Annotated in this window: 13 protein-coding genes; 3 read left to right on the top strand and 10 right to left on the bottom strand. The window is 66.4% G+C overall.

The annotated features are described in order from the left end of the window. Nucleotides 1-54 precede the first annotated feature (54 nt). Both ASC78_RS26190 and ASC78_RS26185 read left to right on the top strand, forming a co-directional pair. Complete coding sequence (locus ASC78_RS26190) at nt 55-1,683, top strand: peptide chain release factor 3 (RefSeq protein ID WP_055808275.1); 1,629 nt, start codon at nt 55-57, stop codon at nt 1,681-1,683. A gap of 7 nt (nt 1,684-1,690) precedes the next feature. After that, on the top strand, nt 1,691-2,527 hold the full coding sequence (locus ASC78_RS26185) for an HAD family hydrolase (RefSeq protein ID WP_055808476.1): 837 nt from the start codon (nt 1,691-1,693) through the stop codon (nt 2,525-2,527). Between the two features lie 55 nt (nt 2,528-2,582). Here ASC78_RS26185 and ASC78_RS26180 read toward each other — a convergent pair whose 3' ends face one another. From ASC78_RS26180 to uvrA, 4 genes are all read right to left on the bottom strand, one after another. Beyond that, nucleotides 2,583-3,551 carry a Bug family tripartite tricarboxylate transporter substrate binding protein gene (locus tag ASC78_RS26180; protein ID WP_055808272.1) on the bottom strand — a complete coding sequence of 323 codons (969 nt, stop codon included), beginning with the start codon at nt 3,549-3,551 and terminating at the stop codon, nt 2,583-2,585. 107 nt (nt 3,552-3,658) lie between these two features. Beyond that, complete coding sequence (locus ASC78_RS26175; protein ID WP_055808475.1) at nt 3,659-4,705, bottom strand: histone deacetylase family protein; 1,047 nt, start codon at nt 4,703-4,705, stop codon at nt 3,659-3,661. 7 nt (nt 4,706-4,712) lie between these two features. Then, a complete protein-coding gene (locus ASC78_RS26170) occupies nt 4,713-5,762 on the bottom strand; it encodes an ornithine cyclodeaminase (RefSeq protein WP_055808473.1) in 1,050 nt (349 codons plus the stop codon). A gap of 120 nt (nt 5,763-5,882) precedes the next feature. Then, nucleotides 5,883-11,699: an excinuclease ABC subunit UvrA gene (gene uvrA / locus ASC78_RS26165; protein ID WP_055808270.1), complete on the bottom strand. Its 5,817-nt coding sequence runs from the start codon at nt 11,697-11,699 to the stop codon at nt 5,883-5,885. A gap of 173 nt (nt 11,700-11,872) precedes the next feature. Here uvrA and ASC78_RS26160 point away from each other — a divergent pair, with 173 nt between their 5' ends. Beyond that, nucleotides 11,873-12,979, top strand: coding sequence for an ABC transporter substrate-binding protein (locus tag ASC78_RS26160; protein ID WP_055808471.1), 1,107 nt, complete (start codon nt 11,873-11,875; stop codon nt 12,977-12,979). Between the two features lie 45 nt (nt 12,980-13,024). Here the strand turns inward: ASC78_RS26160 and ASC78_RS27815 are convergent, their stop codons facing one another. The 6 genes from ASC78_RS27815 to ASC78_RS26135 all read right to left on the bottom strand — a co-directional run bounded on the left by ASC78_RS27815 (nt 13,025) and on the right by ASC78_RS26135 (nt 17,519). Next, a complete protein-coding gene (locus ASC78_RS27815; RefSeq protein WP_200934369.1) occupies nt 13,025-13,192 on the bottom strand; it encodes a hypothetical protein in 168 nt (55 codons plus the stop codon). 121 nt (nt 13,193-13,313) lie between these two features. Next, entirely contained in the window at nt 13,314-15,008 is a 1,695-nt protein-coding gene (locus tag ASC78_RS26155) for an MFS transporter (RefSeq protein ID WP_055808268.1), read from the bottom strand. A gap of 167 nt (nt 15,009-15,175) precedes the next feature. Continuing rightward, nucleotides 15,176-15,820: a 2-hydroxychromene-2-carboxylate isomerase gene (locus ASC78_RS26150; RefSeq protein ID WP_055808266.1), complete on the bottom strand. Its 645-nt coding sequence runs from the start codon at nt 15,818-15,820 to the stop codon at nt 15,176-15,178. Next, entirely contained in the window at nt 15,817-16,083 is a 267-nt protein-coding gene (locus ASC78_RS26145) for a DUF1289 domain-containing protein (protein WP_055808264.1), read from the bottom strand. The genes ASC78_RS26150 and ASC78_RS26145 overlap by 4 nt, the downstream gene beginning before the upstream one ends. After that, entirely contained in the window at nt 16,080-16,568 is a 489-nt protein-coding gene (locus tag ASC78_RS26140; protein ID WP_055808262.1) for a YbaK/EbsC family protein, read from the bottom strand. Before ASC78_RS26140 ends, ASC78_RS26145 begins: the two co-directional genes overlap by 4 nt. Before the next feature lie 30 nt (nt 16,569-16,598). After that, nucleotides 16,599-17,519: a hydroxymethylglutaryl-CoA lyase gene (locus ASC78_RS26135; RefSeq protein ID WP_055808260.1), complete on the bottom strand. Its 921-nt coding sequence runs from the start codon at nt 17,517-17,519 to the stop codon at nt 16,599-16,601. Between the last annotated feature and the right edge of the window lie 42 nt (nt 17,520-17,561).

Genomic DNA, 17,561 nt, shown 5'->3' with positions numbered 1-17,561 from the left:
GGCGGCTCGGGACCGCCCTTCTAAAATCGGGCATTCCCCTGCAGATTGCCCACCTTGTCTTTTCTTGCCGAAACCCGCCGCCGCCGCACCTTTGCGATCATTTCCCACCCTGACGCCGGCAAGACCACGCTGACTGAGAAGCTGCTGCTTTTCTCGGGCGCGATCCAGATTGCCGGCTCGGTGAAGGCGCGCAAGGCCTCGCGCCATGCCACCTCCGACTGGATGGAAATCGAGAAGCAGCGCGGCATCTCGGTGGCCTCGTCGGTCATGCAGATGCTGTACCGCGACCACGTGATCAACCTGCTCGACACGCCCGGCCACAAGGACTTTTCGGAAGACACCTACCGCGTGCTCACGGCCGTGGACTCGGCGCTGATGGTGATCGACGCCGCCAACGGTGTGGAATCGCAGACGCGCCGGCTGATCGAGGTTTGCCGCCAGCGCGATACGCCCATCATCACCTTCGTCAACAAGATGGACCGTGAGGTGCGCGAGCCGCTCGACATCCTCGACGAGGTGGAGCGCGAGTTGGGCATGCCCTGCGTGCCAATGACGTGGCCCGTGGGTCAGGGCAAGTCGTTCCGCGGCATCATGAACCTGCGCACGCAGGCGATGACGGTGTTCGAGTCGGGCAGCGAGCGGCTGCCGCACGACTTCGAGACCATTCCGCTCTCGGAGCGCGACACGCTCACCAAGCGCTTCGGCGCCGACTTCGAATCCGCCATGGACAGCATGGAACTGGCCACCGGCGCCTCGCCCACCTGGGACCGCGAAGCCTTCCTGGCCGGCAAGCAGACGCCCGTGTTCTTCGGCTCCGGCGTGAACAACTTCGGCGTGATGGAAGTGCTCGATGCGCTGGTCGACCTCGCGCCTTCGCCGCAGTCGCGCACCAGCACCACGATGGTCAACCGCCAGCCGGTGGTGAAGGAGATCCAGCCCGAGGACAAGGACTTCGCGGGCGTGGTCTTCAAGGTGCAGGCCAACATGGACGCCAACCACCGCGACCGCATCGCCTTCGTGCGCATGGCGTCGGGCAAGTACACGCCGGGCATGAAGCTCAAGGTGCAGCGCACCTCCAAGGAGCTGCGACCGACCAGCGTGGTCACATTCATGAGCCAGCGGCGCGAGGCGGTCGAAGAGGCCTATGCGGGCGACATCGTCGGCTTCACCACGCATGGCGGCGTTCAACTCGGCGACACCATCACCGACGGTGCGAGCCTGCAGTTCACCGGTCTGCCCTTCTTCGCGCCCGAACTCTTCATGACGGTGATCCTGAAGAACCCGCTGCGCACCAAGCAGTTGCAGCAGGGCCTGGCCCAGCTCGGCGAAGAAGGCGCGATCCAGGTGTTCCGCCCCGAGATCGGCGGACCAATGCTGCTGGGTGCCGTCGGGCAGCTGCAGTTCGAAGTGGTGCAGCACCGCCTGAAGGCCGAGTACGACGCCGACGTGCGCCTCGAAGGCTGCCAGTACACCGGCGCGCGCTGGATCACGGCCGATTCGCCGGCCGAGCTGCGCGAGTTCGTCCACGCCTATCCGCAGCGCATGGCAAAGGATGCGGCCGACACGCTGGCCTTCCTGTGCACCTCGCCCTACGACGTGCGGTTGGCGCAAGAGCGCTTTCCGAAGATCCATTTCCATCCGCTGCGGGAGCATGCGGGGTTGGCGCTGCAGAGTGCAGGCTGAGCCGGGCATGCGCCAGCCGAGCTCTCTGCCCTCCTCGCCCCATCATCTGCTGCCGCTGGCGCAGTGGGCGGCGACTGCGCGCAGCAATCTGATCGGCGTGTTCACCGACATTGACGACACCCTCACGACCGAGGGCGCCATCACACCCGACGCTCTGAAGGCGCTGGCCGATCTGAAGGCGGCCGGGCTTCACGTCGTGGCCATCACCGGCCGCCCCGTCGGCTGGAGCATGCCCTTCGTTTCCGCATGGCCCGTCGACTCCATCGTGGCGGAGAACGGCGCCGTCGCCCTGCTGCCCCTGCCAGGTGGCAAGCTGCAGAAGCGCTACCAGCAGGATGCGGCAACCCGTGCCGCCAATTTCGATCGGATGCAGCAGGTGCTGGTGCGCATCGAGCGCGAGATTCCTGGCGCCGGCCGCGCCACCGATTCGCTGGGCCGAGAGACCGACATCGCCATCGACCACAGCGAGTTTATGCAGCTGAGCGAAGAGACCATCGCACACGTCGTGGCCTTGATGCGCAGCGAAGGCATGCATGCCACGGTCAGCAGCATCCACATCAACGGCTGGTACGGCGACAACGACAAGCTCGAAGGCGCGCGCTGGATCGTGCGCGAACTCTGGGGCCGCACGCTCGACGACGAGATCGACCGCTGGGCGTATGTTGGCGATTCCACGAACGACCAGCTTATGTTTCGCACCTTCGCGCACAGCATCGGCGTGGCCAACGTGGCGCGCTTCGTGCCGCAGTTGGAGCACCTGCCGCGCTACGTGACCGAGGGCGAGCGCGGCGCGGGGTTCGCCGAAGCGGCGCGCGCCATTCTCTCGGCCCGCACTGCTCGCTGACCACAGGCTGCGCGGCGGTTGATGGACGGCGCGAAACCGCCCACCTCTCCACTCCTCAGTTCGGCTTCGCGAGCCCCAGCTTCTCGATCAAAGCCTTCTCGCGCATGAAGGTGTCCTGCGCAAACTTGGTATAGGTTTCCGAGCTCATGTAGTTCGGCAGCATGTCGTAGCGGCCCAGCGCGGCGACGTAGCTCGGCTCTTCCATCGCCTGCTTGAACGCGTCGTGCAGTTTTTTCACGACCTCGGGCGGCGTGCCCTTGGGGGCTCCGATGCCGAAGGGCGAGTTCTGCACGATGTCGATGCCCAGTTCCTTCAGGGTCGGCACGTCGGGGAACTTATCAAGCCTCTTCTCGCCCCAGGTGTTCAGCACGCGCAGCTTGCCGGCCTCCACTTGAGGCGCAAAACCGGTGCTGTCGGCGCCCGCCATCAGGTGACCGCCGAGCAGCGCCTGCTGCAGATCGGCGCTGCCCTTGTAAGGCACGTGCTGCAGCTGGATGCCGACCGTTTGCGCGATGCGTTCGGTCGTCAGGTGCGGGCTGGTCAGCGTGCCGGTGGAACCGTAGGTGAGCTTGCCGGGATTGGCCTTGGCATAAGCGACGAAGTCGCCCCAGGTCTTGAACGGGCTGCTGGCCGGCACCACGATGCCGAAGGCGTAGCCCGTCACGTTGATGACGTAGCTGATGTCCTTGAGCGGGTCCCAGTTGATCTTGGTGGTGTAGCCGAGGCGGAACACGCCGAGCGGAATCTGCGCGAGGGTGTAGCCGTCGGGCTGCGAGGTCTGCAGCGCCTGGGCGGGCAAGGTGCCGCCGGCGCCGGGCTTGTTGTCGATGATGACGGGCTGGCCGATGATCTTGCTTGCGTTGTCGGCAAGCTGGCGCATGGTGATGTCGGTCGGGCCGCCCGCCGGAAAAGCAATGATCAGCTTGATCGGCTTGGCGGGAAAAGCCTGCGCGAATGCCGCCAGCGGCGAAAGGAGCCCGCACGCGGCAAGCGTTGCGGCACAGAGAAGGGATCGGCGGGACATGGCTGGCTCCTGAAACGGGGGAAAAGGCCGCATTGGGCCCTGCCGTTTCGGCTGCGGCAATCGGTGCTCACCCGAGCGCTGTCGCGCAGGCGGCTCATCGGTACCGTTCAGCCCGCCGCCTGCTCGAAACCTTCCAGCACGTTGACCGCGTTGACACCTACATCCGCCACCGCATAACCGCCCTCGAAAACGAAGACCGTCGGCAAGCCGGCGCGCGCCAAGTCTTCGCCCATGCGCAGGTAGTCGTCGCTCTGGAGGCGAAAGCCCGCGACCGGGTCGCCCTCGAAAGTATCAACGCCGAGCGACACGACCAGCGCGCCCGCACGCACCGCGGCGATGCCGTCGAGCGCGGTCTTCAGCGCCGCGCGCCAAGTGGCAAAGTCGGTGCCGCGCGCCAGCGGCAGGTTGTGGTTGAAGCCGAGCCCCCCACCGGCGCCGCGCTCGTCGGCATGGCCCAGGTAATACGGATAGTCGGTCATCGGGTCGCCGTGCAGGCTCGCAAAATGAACGTCGCTGCGCTCGTAGAAGATGGCCTGCGTGCCATTGCCGTGGTGATAGTCCACGTCGAGCACCGCCACCCGCTCCACGCCCGCGTCGCGCAGCGCCTGTGCGGCCACCGCGGCGTTGTTGATGAAGCAGTAGCCGCCAAAGAAATCGGCGCCCGCATGGTGGCCCGGAGGCCGCGTGAGCGCAAAGGCGGCGCGCTGGCCGCCGATGACGCGCTGCGCCGCGGTCCACGCGCAGGCCGCGCCGTGGCGCGCGGCGGCCCAGCTGCCGGCCATGAGCGGCGTGCCCGCATCGAACGCGAACAGCCCCATGCGCGCGGGAAAGCTCTTGGGCAGCACATCAGTGCGCATGCCGCGCGTGGGCCAGTAAGAAGGCAATGCATCGCGCGACACGTTCGACGGATCGAGGGCCACCCACTCGTCCCAGGCATGAGCGATGAAGTCCAGGTAGCGCGGCGCATGCACCTTGGCAAGCAGCGCCTCGTCGAAAGCTTCAGGCCTTTGCAGCGCGCCCAGGCTGCGGCGCTCCAGCTCATGCTTCACATGGTCGACGCGCGCGGGCACCTCGAAACACGGCACCAGTTCGCCGCGGAACATTTCGACTTTGCCCTGATGCAATGCGTGCTGATCGTTGTAGATGGTGAGCATGCCGCCATCATGCCGCACGCCGCAGCACCGCCCGGCGCCGGCCGGAAGCGGTCATGCCGAACAGATCCTTCGGGTCATCAAGCTCGGGCACCAGCGCAATCTGCTGGCCGATGCCGCGCTCGATGGCCAGCTGGTGGATGTAGCGCAGCGCGGTGTAGTCCTCCAGCGCGAAGCCGACCGAGTCGAACACGGTGACCTGGTCCGCGCTCTCGCGTCCGGGCACCTTGCCGAGCAGCACCTCCCAGAGTTCGTGCACCGGAAAGTCGGCCGGCAGCTGCTGAATCTCGCCCTCGGCCCGGGTCTGCGGTTCATATTCGACGAAGACGCGCGCCATGCGCAGCACGGCAGGATGCAGCTCGGTCTTGCCGGGCGAGTCGCCACCCACCGCGTTGATGTGCATGCCCGGCTCGATCATCTCGGGCGCAAGCACGATCTCGTGGCCTTGGTGCGCCGTAACCGTGGTGACGATGTCCGCGCCGCGCACGGCCTCGGCCACCGAATGGGCGCGCACCACCTCGAGCGGCGTGCAGGCGGAAAGATGGCGAACCAGCTTGTCGGTAGCGTGCGGATCGACGTCGAAAACGCGCACCTCCTCGATGCCCAGCAGCGCATGGAAAGCCAGGGCCTGGAACTCGCTTTGCGATCCGTTGCCGATCAGCGCCAGGCTGCGCGAGCCGGCCCGCGCCAGCACCTGTGCCGCCATGGCCGAAGTGGCGGCGGTGCGCAGCGCGGTGGTGAGCGTGAGTTCCGACAGCAGCACCGGATAGCCGGTATCGACCTCGGCCAGCACGCCAAAGGCCATCACCGTGGGCAGCCCGACCGCCGTGTTGTGCGGATGCCCGTTGACGTATTTGAAGGCGTAGGCGCCATCGTCGGCCACCGGCATCAGCTCGATCACGCCAAGGTGAGAGTGGCTGGCGACGCGCGCCTTCTTGTCGAACTCGCGCCAGCGCATGAAGTCGTCGCGCAGCGCGTCGGCCAGCGCCGCGAGAAATTCAGGTACGCCGGTTTCGTCCACCAGGCGAACCAGGCTGTGAACATCGATGAAGCGGGTCATGACATGGCTCCTTGCGTAGCCCGGCACGGCGCTCATCCCTCCATCGATTCATTCACTCCACCATGGCTGATTCAGGATGCGCCTGCGCCAAGGGTCGATGCCATTGTGCGCCTGCCTGCATCAACGTGCCAGCACCTGGGCCAAGGCCACGCCCGTATGCGTCCCAAGGCGCACCACCTCTTCGGGCGGCGCCGCCGCAACGATGCGCCCGCCGGCGTTGCCGCCTTCCGGCCCCAGGTCGATGATCCAGTCGGCTTCGGCGATCAGGTCGAGGTCGTGCTCGATCACCACCACGCTGTGGCCGCCATTCACCAGCCGGTGCAGCACGTGGATCAGCTTCTCGACGTCGGCCATGTGCAGACCGACGGTCGGCTCGTCGAGCACGTAGAGCGTGTGCGGCGCCTTCTGGCCGCGCCGCGTGACGTCGTCGCGCACCTTGCTGAGTTCGGTCACCAGCTTGATGCGCTGCGCCTCGCCCCCCGACAGCGTGGGCGACGGCTGGCCCAGCGTGAGGTAGCCCAGTCCCACGTCCTTCAGCAATTGCAGCGGATGGCTGATGTTGGGCATGGCGGCAAAGAACTCGACCGCCTCGTCCACCTCCATCTGAAGCACATCGCCGATGCTCTTGCCGCGCCAGCTCACGGCCAGCGTCTCGGGGTTGAAACGCGCGCCGTGGCACACCTCGCAAGGCACCTTCACGTCGGGCAGAAAGCTCATCTCGATGGTGCGCACACCGGCACCGTCGCAGCCGGGACAACGGCCTTCGCCGGTGTTGAAGCTGAAGCGCGCAGGGCCGTAGCCGCGCGCCTTCGCTTCCAGCGTGTCGGCAAACAGCTTGCGGACGGTGTCCCAGAAGCCGATGTAGGTGGCCGGGCAGCTGCGCGGGGTCTTGCCGATGGGCGTCTGGTCGACCTCGAGCACGCGGTCGATGGTCTCGTAGCCCTCCACGCGATCGCAGCCAGACCATGCGGGGCGCTTGCCCGCGGCGTCGGCGTCGCGGCCGGCCTTGGTCATGCGCTGCACCACCACGGCATGCACGCTGGCCAGCAGCACGTCGCGCGCAAGCGTGGACTTGCCCGAGCCGCTCACGCCAGTGACAACCACCAGGCGGTGCAGCGGCAGCGTGGCAGTCACGTCCTGCAGGTTGTGCAGGTCGGCGCCGTGCACCGTGAGCCAGTTGCCGCTGTCTTCCGCCTTGGGGTCCGGCGAGGGAATCAGCCGGCGCGCCTGCAGCGGATGCTTGATCGCATCGCGCAGGTAGCGGCCGGTTTGCGAGTCGCCCGCCGCCTGGATGTCGGCCACCGAGCCCTCCGCCACGAGGCGGCCGCCCCGCTTGCCGGCGCTGGGGCCGATGTCGATGATGTGGTCGGCGCGGCGGATGGTGTCTTCGTCGTGCTCCACCACCACCAGCGTGTTGCCCTTATCGCCCAGCTTATGCAGCGCGTTGAGCAATATCTGGTTGTCGCGCGCGTGCAGGCCGATGGTCGGCTCGTCGAGCACGTAGCAAACGCCCTGCAGGTTGCTGCCAAGCTGCGCCGCCAGGCGGATGCGCTGCGCCTCGCCGCCGCTCAAAGTCGGCGCGCCGCGGTCGAGCGTGAGGTAGCCCAGGCCCACCTCTTCGAGAAATTCGAGGCGGCTCTTGATCTCGGGCACCAGGTCGCGCGCAATCTCCGCTTCGCGTCCGGTCAACGCCAGCCCCTCGAACCACTGCCGCACCTCGGTCACGCTCATGCGTGCGAGTTCGGTAATGCCGATGCCGCCCATGCCGTCCGCCAGCGAGGCGCCGAAGCTCACCGCGCGAGCCGTGGCATTGAGCCGCGTGCCTTCGCAAGTCGGGCACGCCACGTCGGCCAGGTCTTCCACCTCGGGCTCGGCAAAGGTCTGTTCACGGCCCTTGCTGTCGTCGTCGCGGATGGAATCGTCGAAGACCTTGCGCTGGTCCTTGCTGAGCTTGACGCCCGTGCCCACGCAGTCGGGGCACCAGCCGTGCTTGCTGTTGTAGCTGAACAGGCGTGGATCGAGCTCGGCATAGCTGGTGCTGCAGACCGGGCAGGCGCGCAGCGTGGAGAACACGTTCACGCGGCCGATGCCGTGCGCCGACACGCCGGCCATCATCGCGGCCTTCAGGCCGTCGAGCTGGCTAAGCACATGCACCACGCCCTTGCCGTGTTCGAGCGCCTTCGTCAGCGCCTCCCGCAGCTCGTTCTCCTTCGATGGCAGCACGTCGAGGCTGGCTACCGGCAATTCGATGCTGTGTTCCTTGAAGCGGTCGATGCGCGGGAAGCCCGTGGTCGGCAAGAACTCGCCGTCCACACGCAGGTGGGTAAATCCGCGTGGCCGCGCCCAATCCGCCAGCTCGGTGTACACGCCCTTGCGGTTGCTCACGAGCGGCGCGAGCAAGCCGATGTGCTGGCCCTTGAAGTTGCGCATCAGCTGCGCCGCGATGCTATCGGGCGTCTGCGGCTGGACGGCCGCGCCGTCGTGCGTGCAATGCTGGATGCCCAGCTTCACGTACAGGAGCCGCAGGAAGTGCCAGACCTCGGTGGTGGTGCCCACCGTGCTCTTGCGCCCACCGCGCGACAGGCGTTGCTCGATGGCCACCGTGGGCGGAATGCCGTAGACCGCATCGACCTCGGGCCGACCCGCGGGCTGCACGATGCTGCGTGCATAGGCGTTGAGCGATTCGAGGTACCGCCGCTGGCCTTCGTTGAACAGGATGTCGAAGGCCAGCGTCGATTTGCCCGAACCGCTGACGCCCGTCACCACGCTGAACTTGCCGCGCGGAATGTCCACGCTGAGGTTTTTCAGGTTGTGCTCGCGCGCGTTGACGATCTCGATGGCGTTGCTGCCGGGCGCTGTCTTGGCGTTGGCAATGTAGCGCCGCGCCGCGCGCTCGGCCACCTTGTAGGCCTCGGGGCCGATGGCCAGCTCGTAGTCGGCCAGCGCCGCGCCGGTGAGCGAGGCGCGGTTCTCGCGCAGCTGCTCGGGCGTGCCCTCGGCCACCACCATGCCGCCGCCCTCGCCTCCTTCGGGGCCGAGGTCGATGCACCAGTCGCTGGCCCGGATCACGTCGAGGTTGTGCTCGATCACGATCAGCGAATGGCCCGCGTCGAGCAGCTTGCGCAGCGCGCGCATCAGGCGCGCGATGTCGTCGAAATGCAGCCCGGTGGTCGGCTCGTCGAACAGGAACAGCGTGCCCCTGCGCGCCACCGACTGCTTGCTCGCCGTCGCGCTCTTCGCGGCCTCCGCCAGAAAGCCCGCGAGCTTGAGGCGCTGCGCCTCGCCGCCGCTCAGCGTGGGCACCGGCTGGCCGAGCTTCACGTAGTCGAGCCCCACGTCGGAGATCGGCTGCAGCACGCGCAGCACGTCGCGGTCGGCCTCGAAAACCGCGGCCGCCTCCGCCACGGTGAGATCGAGCACGTCGGCCACGTTGTAGGCGCGCCCCTTGCGCTCGACCTTCACTTCGAGAATCTCGGGGCGGTAGCGCTTGCCGTCGCAATCGGGGCAGCGCAGGTACACGTCCGACAGAAACTGCATCTCCACGTGCTCGAAGCCCGAGCCGCCGCAGGTCGGGCAGCGGCCATCGCCCGAGTTGAAGCTGAACTTGCTCGCGGTATAGCCACGCTGGCGCGACAGCGCCGCGGTGGCGAAGATCTCGCGAATGGCGTCCCACGCACCCACGTAGCTTGCGGGATTGGAGCGCGCCGTCTTGCCGATGGGCGACTGGTCGACGAAGACCACGTCGCCGAGGTGATCGGCGCCCAGCATGCGGTCGTGCGCGCCCGGCGTTTCCGTGGCCTTGCCGAAGTGCCGCATGAGCGCGGGCGCCAGCACGTCCTGGATCAGCGTCGACTTGCCCGAGCCGCTGACGCCCGTCACGCACACCAGGCGCGCGAGCGGAAAGTCGACCGTGATGCTCTTGAGGTTGTGCTCGCGCGCGCCCTCCAGGATGAGCCGGTGCGTGTTCTCGCTCACCAGCCGCTTGAAACCCATGCCGATCTTCTTGCGCCCGCCCAGGTACTGGCCGGTGAGCGTGTCGGCGTCGCGCAATTGATCCGTCGTGCCGTCGAACACGATCTGCCCGCCACGGATGCCGGGGCCGGGACCCATGTCGATCACGCGGTCGGCGGCGAGCATCACGGCCGGGTCATGCTCGACCACCACCAGCGTGTTGCCCGCGTCGCGCAGGCGCAGCATGGCCTCGGTGATGCGGTTCATGTCGCGCGGATGCAGGCCGATGCTGGGCTCGTCGAGCACGAACAGCGTGTTGACCAACGAGGTGCCCAGCGCCGTCGTGAGATTGATGCGCTGCACCTCGCCGCCCGAGAGCGTGCGGCTCTGGCGGTCGAGCGTGAGGTAGCCGATGCCGACGTCATGCAGGTAGCGCAGGCGGGTGGTGATTTCTTCGAAAAGGAGCTTGAGGGCCTGAATTTCGCCCTCACCCCGGCCCTCTCCCGCAAGCGGGAGAGGGAGTGGATCGGGCCCCGTCTTGCCCCCTCTCCCGCTTGCGGGAGAGGGCTGGGGTGAGGGCTGCTGCCGGTCGAAAAAGCGCCGCAGCCGCTCAATCGGCAGCAGCATCAAATCATGCAGGCAAAGCCCCGGCAACGCCTCGAGCTGCGCCCGCGTCCATTTGGCCCCCGTCGGCATGAATCGCTTGGCAGGCTCCAGCACCGCATCCGCATCTTCCTTGCTTCCGATGCGCCACAACAGGCTGTCCAGCTTGAGCCGCGCACCGCTGCAGACGGGGCACGGCGTGTAGCTGCGGTATTTGGACAAGAGCACGCGGATGTGCATCTTGTAGGCCTTGCTCTCCAGGTAGCCGAAGAAGCGGCGCACGCCGTACCACTGCTTGTTCCAGTTGCCTTCCTTGTAATTGGGCGTGCCCTCGATCACCCAGTGCTTCTGCTCGTCGGTGAGCTTGTTCCAGGGGGTGTCGCGCGGAATGCCGGCCGCCTCGGCGTGGCGCATGAGGTCGTCCTGCGCCTCCTTCCAGGCGGGGGTCTGGATGGTCTTGATCGCGCCGGCGCGCAAGGTGAGCTTGTCGTTCGGAATCACGAGGCCCAGGTCGACCCCGATCACGCGGCCGAAGCCGCGGCAGGTGTCGCAAGCGCCGACGGCCGAATTGAACGAGAACATCGAGGGGATCGGGTCGGTGTAGCGAATGTCGCTTTCGGGGCAGTGCAGGCCGGTGGAGAATTTCCACACCTCGGCCGGCGCGGCCTCATCGGCCGCCAGCGCATGCACCGTAACGCGCCCGCTGCCTCGCTTGAGTGCCACTTCGATCGCCTCGACCACACGCGAACGCTCGGCGCTCGAAATGCGGAAGCGGTCGGCCACCACGTCGAGCACCTTGCGCGGCCCGGTGGGCGTGGCCACCTCGCGCTCCAACTGCACGCGCGTGAAGCCGCTCGCCGAAAGCCACTGCGTCACCTCTTCCGCCGAGGTGCCCGCCGGCAGCTCGACTGGAAACGTGACCACCAATCGGGGATCGCCCGCCGCAGCCGCCCGCTCGGCAATCTCCGCATAGATGCTGTCGGGCGAATCGTGGCGCACCAGCAGAGCGGTGTCGCGGTCGAACAGCTGGGCTGCGCGCGCGTAGAGCAGCTTCAGGTGGTCGTTCAGCTCGGTCATCGTGCCGACCGTGGAGCGCGAGGAGCGCACGGGGTTGGTCTGGTCGATGGCGATGGCGGGCGGTACGCCCTCCACCTTGTCCACCGCCGGCTTGTCCATGCGGTCCAGGAACTGGCGCGCATAGGCAGAGAAGGTTTCCACATAGCGCCGCTGACCCTCGGCATAGAGGGTGTCGAACACGAGGCTCGATTTGCCCGAGCCGCTCGGCCCGGTCACCACGGTCATCTCACCAGTGCGGATGTCGAGGTCGAGGTTCTGGAGGTTGTGCTGGCGTGCGCCGCGAATCCGGATGGAGCCCTGTGTCATGAGTGCCTTGGGGGGTGGGGCAAACATTCTAGGGAGAGCTTGGTGACGTATTCGTGCACTCCGTCACATGGTCTGCGGCCGCGCAGGGGTTTGTACGGATTCAATTCAAGACACTTTAAGTAACAAATAGCACATTTTGATTACGTTCTAACTGCATTTTTTGGAAGATGCCCATGAAGAAGCTGCAAGTGCTTTGCGCCGCCCTGCTGGCACTGTCCGCAACGGCCGCTCCCGCCCAGATCCTGATCGGCCAGACGGCGGGCCTGACCGGCTCGGTCGCCGCGGGGGTGAATGAAACCATCGCCGGCTCCCAGCTGGTGATCGATGCCGTGAACGCCCAAGGCGGCATCCACGGCGAAAAGATCGAGGTGCTGCGCATGGACGACGGCTTCGACGTCAAGCGCGCAAGCGAAAACGCCCGCATCCTGATCGAAGAGAAGAAGGTGGTCTCGCTCTTCATGAGCCGCGGCACGCCGCATTCGCAGGCCATCATCCCGTGGCTGGACAAGTACGACGTGGCGCTGGTGGGCCCTTCCACCGGGGCCATGGCGCTGCACAAGCCGGTGCAAAAGCATGTGTTCAACGTGCGCGCCACCTACCAGCGCGAAGCCGAGAAGGCGATCCAGCACCTGCTCACTACCGGCATCGCCCGCATTGCGGTGGTGCACGTGACCGACTCTTTCGGGCAGGACGCTCTAGAAGGGGCGATGACCGGCTTTGCCAAGGCGCAGGCCAAACCCGTGGTGACCGTGCCGGCCGACCGCGAAAAGCCCGACTACAAGACCATCGTGCCGACCATCAAGGAGGCCAATGCGCAAGCCGTGCTTTGGATCGGCTCGGGCGCAGCCGTGGTCGAAGGCATCAAGGCGCTGCGCGCCTCGGGGTCCGCCGCGCAGGTGGTCACCTTGTCGAACAACGCCGCATCGGGGTTCATCAAGCAGCTGGGCGATGCAAGCAAGGGCGTGATCGTGACGCAGGTGTTCCCGAACGAGCGCTCCATCAGCTATCCCATGGTCAAGGAAGCCCTTGCGCTGGCGCAGGCCAAGGGCCAGACGGAACTCTCACCGGCCACGCTCGAAGGCTTTGCCGCGGCCAAGGTGCTGGTGGAGGCGCTGCGCCGCGCCGGGCCCAAACCGACGCGCGCCAAGGTGCTCGCGGCGCTCGAAAGCCTTCGCGCCTACGACCTCGGCGGCCTTGAGGTGAGCTATTCGCCGCAGGATCATTCGGGCATCGATTTCGCCGACCTGGCGATCATCAGCGACGGCCGGTTCAAGCGCTAAGACCGCCGGCGTCGCTGGACGCCCCGCCGCGCCTTGGGCTGTTGCTTACTTGGGTGCGGCGGGCGCGGGCGCGGGTGCCGGCGCAGGTGCAGGCTCGTGCACCGCATCGCCCCCGTGCTTTTCGCCCGACATGTCGATCTTGTCTCCGCCCTTGGAGATCACGAACAGAGCGACAGCAGCGAACACGACGAAGCCGACAACGAGTTTCCACATGGGGTTTGTCTCCTGAATGATGAGGATGTGAGGGTTCAAGAAAAGGGCCTCATGCCGACGGCATGAAGCCCCTTTGTTGAACGGAGGGCCGGCTCGCGCCGCCCTCCTGCTGGACGCGCGATCAGTCGTTCGCGTAGATGTCGACGTTCTTGGTTTCGCGGATGAACAGCGTGCCCACGACCAGCGTGATGCCGGCGATGATGATCGGGTACCAGAGGCCGTTGTACATGTTGCCGGTGGTCGCCACGATCGCGAAGGCCGTGGTCGGCAGCAGGCCCCCGAACCAGCCATTGCCGATGTGGTACGGCAGGCTCATCGAGGTGTAGCGGATGCGCGTTGGGAACAGCTCGACCAGCATCGCCGCAATGGGGCCGTAGACCATGGTCACCAGTAGCACCAGCCAGAACAGCAGCGCGACGACCATCACCTTGTTCATCTTCGCGGGGTCGGCCTTGGCCGGGTAGCCCGCCACCTTCAGGTCATCGGCCACGGTCTTCTTGAAGGCGGCGATCTCCTTGGCGGAGCCTTCGTCGAACTTCAGGTTGACCACGTTGCCCACTGGCGCCACGATGGTCTTTTCGCCGATCTTGACGATGGCCTTGGAGCCGGGCGCGCCTTCGACGTTGTCATAGCTCACCGAGTTCTGCACCAGATAGCGCTTGGCAATGTCGCACGAGCTGCGGAAATCGATCTCGCGCGCCACCGGGTTGCCCTGGAACGAGCACGACTTGGGATCCGCCGTCACCGTGACGCCGGCCGTGGCTTGCGCCTTGGCGAGGTCGGGGTTGGCGTAGGCCGTGATCATCTTGAAGACCGGGAAGTACGTCACCACGGCCAAGAGGCAGCCGGCCATGATGATTGGCTTGCGGCCGATCTTGTCGGACAGCGTGCCGAAGACCACGAAGAAGGGCGTGCCAAGCAACAGCGAGGCGGCGATCATCAGGTTGGCGGTGGTGGGATCGACCTTGAGCTGCTGCGTCAGGAAGAACAGCGCGTAGAACTGGCCCGTGTACCAGACGACAGCCTGGCCGGCGGTGAGACCGATCAGCGCCAGGATCACGATCTTCAGGTTCTTCCATTGGCCGAAGGATTCGGACAGCGGTGCCTTCGAGGTCTTGCCCTCGGCCTTCATCTTCTGGAAGGCGGGAGATTCGGACAGTGAGAGGCGAATCCACACCGAAATGCCGAGCAGCGCGATCGACACCAGGAAGGGAATGCGCCAGCCCCACTCGCCGAACGCCTGTTCGCCGAGCCAGGTACGCACGCCCAGGATGACCAGCAGGCTCAGGAACAGGCCGAGCGTGGCAGTGGTCTGGATCCACGAGGTGTAGGCGCCGCGCTTGCCGTGCGGCGAGTGCTCGGCCACATACGTGGCGGCACCGCCGTACTCACCGCCGAGCGCGAGGCCCTGCAGCATGCGCAGCGCGATCAGGATCACGGGCGCCGCGACGCCGATGGTCGCGTAGCTGGGCAACAGGCCGACGATGAATGTCGACAAGCCCATGATCAGGATCGTGACCAGGAAGGTGTACTTGCGCCCGATCATGTCGCCGAGCCGGCCGAACACGATGGCGCCGAACGGCCGCACCAGGAAGCCTGCGGCAAACGCCAACAGTGCAAAGATGAAGGCCGCGCCCGCATCGAGGCCGCTGAAGAACTGCTTCGCGATGATCGCGGCCAGCGAACCGTAAAGGTAGAAGTCGTACCACTCGAACACCGTGCCAAGCGAAGAAGCGAAGATGACCTTCTTTTCCTCCGCGGACATGGGCCGGGGGGCCGGATGCGGCATCCCCCTCGAATCCAGTGTTGCTGCCATTTGCGTCGTCTCCTGTGTATGCGTTCGGTTCGGCCCCGGCATTCGGGACCGTGACGCATTCTTGGAGCCGCGACTGACCCGAGCCTTTCGCGAAACTGAACCGACGCTTACGAATTAAGGTGAAACCCGCGGGGCTCGTTTCAGCTTGTAAGAAATCGGCGGGTTGCTCAGTTTTTGCTGCTTCGCAGCAAGGACGGCCGCTGGTCGGCGCCGGTCCACTGCGGACTATCGAACCACGTGTCGCCGTGCAGGTAGGCACGCATCATCGCCAACCCGTCGAAGCCCCAGAACAGCCGGCCGTCGACCACGCAGGTTGGGGTGCCGAACACGCCCAGCTGCAGGGCTTCGTCGGTGTTGCGCTTGAGCAGCGCCTTGTTCTCGTCGCCATTCATGTCGCGCTTGGGCGTCAGCTGCGCCGCCAATGCAGCCAGGCGGGCGGCGTCGCCTGCTTCTTCACCACCGCGCCACACGTGGCGGAAGACGGTCTCGGCGACATGGCGGCTGATGCTGCCGTCGTCCGAAGTCGAGAGCGCAAGCCGCAGGTGCGGAAGCGGGTTGTACGGGTGCGAAGCAGGCATCTCGATCTGCACGCCGTTGGCATGGCCGAGCCAGAGCACGTGGCGGTAGGTCCAACTGCGCTTGGCTGGAATCTCGGCCGGGCCGAGCTGCCCGTGGTGCTTGAGGATCGCGCCGAGCAACACCGGCTTGTAGGCCACGCTGTAGCTCAGGCCTTCGAGCGCCTCGGGCAGATGCTCGAAGGCAAGGTGCGCGTAGGGCGAGATGAAGTCCAGGTAGAAGTCGATCTGCTTCATGCGTGCGTGTCTCCTGATTCCTCGGTAACGCGCCAGATGCCGGCGCGTGCCCGCAACTCTATCGCGTGCCACACGCCGCGCCGCGCCGCGTCTTCCATCTTGCTCCAGCCCGCGATCTCCGGAATGGTGCGCAGGCACCCTTCGCAGAAACCGCTCAGGCGGTCCATGCGGCAGACCGAGGTGCAGGGCGATGGCACCTCGCCGCCCGAGCACTGCACTGCAACGGCGCGTTCGGCCAGCGTTTGCGCGGCATCGAAATTCACACCACGTCCGCCACCGGCGCGCCGGTGAGTTTTTCGAGGTCTTGCGGGCGCAGCTGGAACACCGCGTGCGGATGGCCCGCGGCCGCCCAGATCTCTTCGAAGCGGAACAGCTCGCGGTCGATCAGCACCACGGGCGGCGTGGCATGCGCCACCGGCGACACCCCGCCGATGGTGAAGCCGGTGCGCGCCTTCACGAATTCGGCATCGGCGCGGCCGGTCTTGCCAACCAGCGCATCGACCTTTTTCTCGTCGACCCGCTTGTCGCCCGAGGTGATGACCAGCACCGCCACGTCGTCGCTCTTGCGCCGGAAGATGATGCTCTTGGCGATCTGCCCGACCAGGATGCCGAGCGCATCCGCCGCCTGCTGGGCCGTGCGGCAGGCGTCGTCGAGCATGCGCGGCAAATGGGGATGGCCCGCGTCCTGCAGCATGCGGGAGACACGCTGCACGCCTTCGGGCAGCGAATGAAGTTCAGCGCCGCACATCACAGGGTCCCATGGTTTCCGGGGCGCCCATCAACCGGCCCTCTTCGTGCGGATCGCCTTCGACGCCCGCGAATTCGGCTCGCGCCCCAGCGCCTCGCTGATGTACACGCCCGCGTCGATCAGCTTGTCCAGGTCGATGCCGGTCTCGATGCCCATGCCGTGCAGCATGTAGACCACGTCCTCGGTCGCCACATTGCCCGTCGCGCCCTTGGCGTAGGGGCAGCCGCCGAGGCCGGCGGAGGACGACTGGAAGTTCCAGACCCCCAGCTCCAGCGAGGCCAGCGTGTTGACCAGCGCCTGGCCGTAGGTGTCGTGGAAGTGGCCCGAAATGTGGTCCACCCCGAAGTGCGCCAGCGTGGCCTCGATGGCGGCCTGAACCTTGCGCGGCGAGCCCACGCCGATGGTGTCGGCCACGTCAACGCGCTGCACGCCGATGTCCTTCATCAGCTTCGCCAGCATGCCCACACGTTCGGGTGCGATCTCGCCTTCGTACGGACAGCCCACCGTGCACGACATGGCGCCGCGCACGTCGATGCCTTTTTCGCGCGCCGCGGCCACCACGGGCGCGAAGCGCTCGATGCTCTCGGCGATCGAGCAGTTGATGTTCTTCTGGCTGAAAGCCTCGCTCGCGGCGCCGAACACCACGATCTCGTCGGGCCACTCTTCGCGCGGCGCGGCAATGGCGGCCTCGAAGCCCTTCATGTTGGGCGTGAGCACCGAGTAGCGCACGCCGGCCTTGCGTTGAATGCCGTGCATCACCTCGGCGTTGTCGGCCATCTGCGGCACCCACTTGGGCGACACGAAGCTGGTGACCTCGATCTCCTTCAGGCCGGCGCCCTGCAGGCGGTGCACGAGGCCGATCTTCACTTCAGCCGAAACCGGCTGCTTTTCGTTCTGCAGCCCGTCGCGCGGGCCGACGTCGACGATCTTGACTTTGGTGGGGAGCTTCATGGCATGTCTCTGGGTTTGCACTGAAAAGAAAAAAGCCGTCTT

This window comes from Variovorax sp. Root318D1 (genome assembly GCF_001424835.1).
Classification (GTDB): domain Bacteria; phylum Pseudomonadota; class Gammaproteobacteria; order Burkholderiales; family Burkholderiaceae_C; genus Variovorax.
This window is presented reverse-complemented; position numbering and strand designations above follow the sequence as displayed.